Source organism: Mesorhizobium sp. M0830 (assembly GCF_040319965.1).
Taxonomy (GTDB): Bacteria; Pseudomonadota; Alphaproteobacteria; order Rhizobiales; family Rhizobiaceae; genus Mesorhizobium.
In genome coordinates this window covers 1-2,707 of record NZ_JAMYOR010000127.1, presented here as the reverse complement: position 1 = coordinate 2,707, position 2,707 = coordinate 1, and the positions used below count along the sequence as shown (strand labels likewise).

At 58.6% G+C, this 2,707-nt stretch carries 3 protein-coding genes and 1 pseudogene; 3 read left to right on the top strand and 1 reads right to left on the bottom strand.

The window, feature by feature from the left end:
• Positions 1–766: pseudogene (locus NKI20_RS33455) on the top strand (hypothetical protein); the annotation flags it as partial.
• Positions 723–1,295, top strand: coding sequence for a site-specific integrase (locus tag NKI20_RS33450; protein ID WP_352838243.1), 573 nt, complete (start codon positions 723–725; stop codon positions 1,293–1,295). The pseudogene NKI20_RS33455 and the gene NKI20_RS33450, both read left to right, overlap by 44 nt.
• 414 nt (positions 1,296–1,709) lie before the next feature.
• On the opposite strand, the gene NKI20_RS33445 is transcribed toward NKI20_RS33450, so the two are convergent.
• Complete coding sequence (locus NKI20_RS33445) at positions 1,710–2,150, bottom strand: Lrp/AsnC family transcriptional regulator (RefSeq protein ID WP_095080404.1); 441 nt, start codon at positions 2,148–2,150, stop codon at positions 1,710–1,712.
• Positions 2,151–2,290: 140 nt separating this feature from the next.
• Between NKI20_RS33445 and NKI20_RS33440 the strand changes: the two genes are divergently transcribed.
• Positions 2,291–2,707, top strand: a 417-nt coding sequence (locus NKI20_RS33440; RefSeq protein WP_352838241.1) for an arginase family protein, incomplete at its 3' end; no start/stop codon positions are given.

Sequence of the window (2,707 nt, the reverse complement as noted above, 5' to 3'; positions counted from 1 at the left end):
AAGAAGGGAAGCAGAACGTGTGCGATTTTTGCACGCAACATCTCGTAACTATCGGATTTTATTACTATTCCGCCCCGTCCAGCATGGGTGCAATAGCCAGGCTATGGTCTTGATTTTTCAGCATTTTTTCTTTAACATCAATTTGGTAGACGCAAGCGCGGCCACGCCACTTTACGCCAGAATACGACCCTTTTCGCCACGTTTCGATCTTTCAGTGCACACGGAGCGCACACGAAAAAATGGCCACCTACACAAAACTCTCGTCCGGCTCCTGGCGTGTGCAAGTCCGTCGCAAAGGTCGCTACGCCAGCGAGACCTTTCTGAGGACGCACGACGCTGGGCAACCGAAACCGAGCGCCAAGTCGATCGCGGTGAGACGCCGACAAAGTCCCGTATAGCGCGCCTGAAAACCTTCGGCGAACTCATCGACCTTCATATCGACGACATGTGCGATGTAGGCAAGTCCCCTCGCCGCTCCAAGGCCGCAGCCCTCGATATGCTCCGAAGACATCTGGGGAAGTGCAAAATAGTAGCCCTGGATCGCGAACGGCTCATTCGTTTTGGTCGGGACCGGGCCGACCAAGGCGCCGGACCGATGACTCTCGGTATCGACATCGGCTCTATAAAACTCATTCTGGCTCATGCCGCTGCAGTTCACGGCCTGCCCGTCAAGGTCGAACCAGTCGATCTCGCGCGTATCGCCCTCAAGAGACTTGGCCTCATTGGGAAAGGGCCACCAGCGCGACAGACGGCCGACGCAGGATGAACTCGACAGGCTCATCGGTCACTTCGATGCAAACCCTCGTCAAATTGCTCCGCTTAGCCAGATCATACGTTTCGCCGTCGCAACCGCGATGCGCCAGGAGGAGATCTGCAAGGTGCGTTGGTCCGACCTGGAATCTCGCACGCGGATGCTTCTTATCCGTGATCGGAACGACCCTCGGAACAAGAACGGCAACAATCAGCGCATACCGCTATTCGCGGCAACTGGATACGATGCATGGGCTATTGTCGAGGAGCAGCGGGCAAAGCGTAGCAACGACGATGATCGAATTTTCCCATTCAATCATAGGTCAGTCGGCACCGCCTTCCGTCGGGGATGCACTGACCTGAGCATCCACGACCTACATTTTCATGATTTGCGGCACGAAGGAACGAGTCGGCTTTTCGAGGCCGGATTCACGATCGAACAAGTTGCGCTGGTAACTGGGCACAAGGACTGGAAAATGTTGAAGCGCTACACCCATCTGAAGCCGGAGGCTCTCCACGCGCTGTTGGCAGCGCGCGCCGCATAGATGTGAGTGTCAAAAGGTTCTTCACGATAGAACAAGTCGCTTTGGTCACGGGGCACAAGGATTGGAAGATGTTGCGTCGATATTCGCATATCAAGCGGAAACCCTGCACACGATCCGAGTTGCGAGGGCAGCCTAGTGAAAGGCGAGATCGAATACGGCCTCCGGATCGCTGGGCATTATAAGATCCAGCAATGGTCTTAGGACTGCCAGCGTCACCAACCCGCATCAGCGTGGCGGAGTTGTCGGCGATGAACTTGCGTTGATCTGTGAGGTTGGCTAGCTGTGAGCGGCTCTCGTCCTACCCTATTTCGGTCGGGCTCACGGCGAACAGAAACTGGCCGGCCGAGAAGCTCTGCATCGTTAGAAGCGCTGGTTTGCATCTCACTCGCCCGCACAGTCGGCCTTGATCGGATTTTATGTTAGTCGTGCCCGGGTCGTGCGCGGCGTCGCCAGGAGCAGACTAGTTTCGCTGCCCGTTATGCCGGCTATGAGCCGGATGCGCCGCAGCACCGCATCGAAATCGGTCAATGATGCGGTCCCGAGCTCGACCACCAGGTCCCAGCGGCCATTGGTGGTGTGGATGGTCGAGACTTCAGGGAAGCCGCCCAGTGCCCGCACCACGCGGTCAGCGGCGTGGCCCTCAATCTCAATCAGCATGATACCCCGGATGCGCTGATCAACGGCGTCGGCGCGCAGCACCACCGTGTAGCCGATGATGTCGCCGGATCGCTCCAGCCGCTCCATCCGTGCCCTGACTGTGGCGCGCGAGACGCCGAGGTCGACGGCGAGGTCAGACACGCTGCGCCGCGCATCATGCCGAAGCAAGGTCACGAGCCGTTCGTCCAGCGTATCCATCGGGATTACCATTTTGGCCAATTTCGCTGCCATTACGATAAACAATGCTTTTCGAATTGCCAATTCTGCCTGTTCATATCGCCGGCTCGCCATGATCTCCTCGCGGGTCATTCGAACTTGGTCAGCGGGAAAACAAGACAATGCGTTGCACAATCGTCGGGGCGCCAGTGCAGGATGGCGCTGGCAGGATGGGATGTGAGATGGGGCCAAGTGCGCTCAGGACGGCCGGACTTGCTGAAGTGCTGTCCGGCCTCGGCCACGCTGTCGAGGATATGGGGGCCGTCCAGGCAATTCCGGCGAGGCGCGTCGTGCATGGCAATTTGGCGCTGAAGGCCTTGCCCGAGATATCAGCCTGGACATCCGCGATTGCTCACGCCGCCTACGCCGCGAGCGAGAATGCCATGCCGATCTTTCTCGGCGGCGACCATTCGATATCCGCCGGGACCGTGTCTGGCATCGCCCGCCGCGCTGTCGAAGCCGGACGCCCGCTGTTCGTGCTGTGGCTCGACGCGCATCCGGACTTCCACACGCTCGACACCACCGCCAGCGGCAATCTG

Coding starts and splice junctions, on each gene's coding strand:
- NKI20_RS33445 (WP_095080404.1), bottom strand. CDS start 2,150: ATGGATACGCTGGACGAACGGCTCGTGACCTTGCTTCGGCATGATGCG.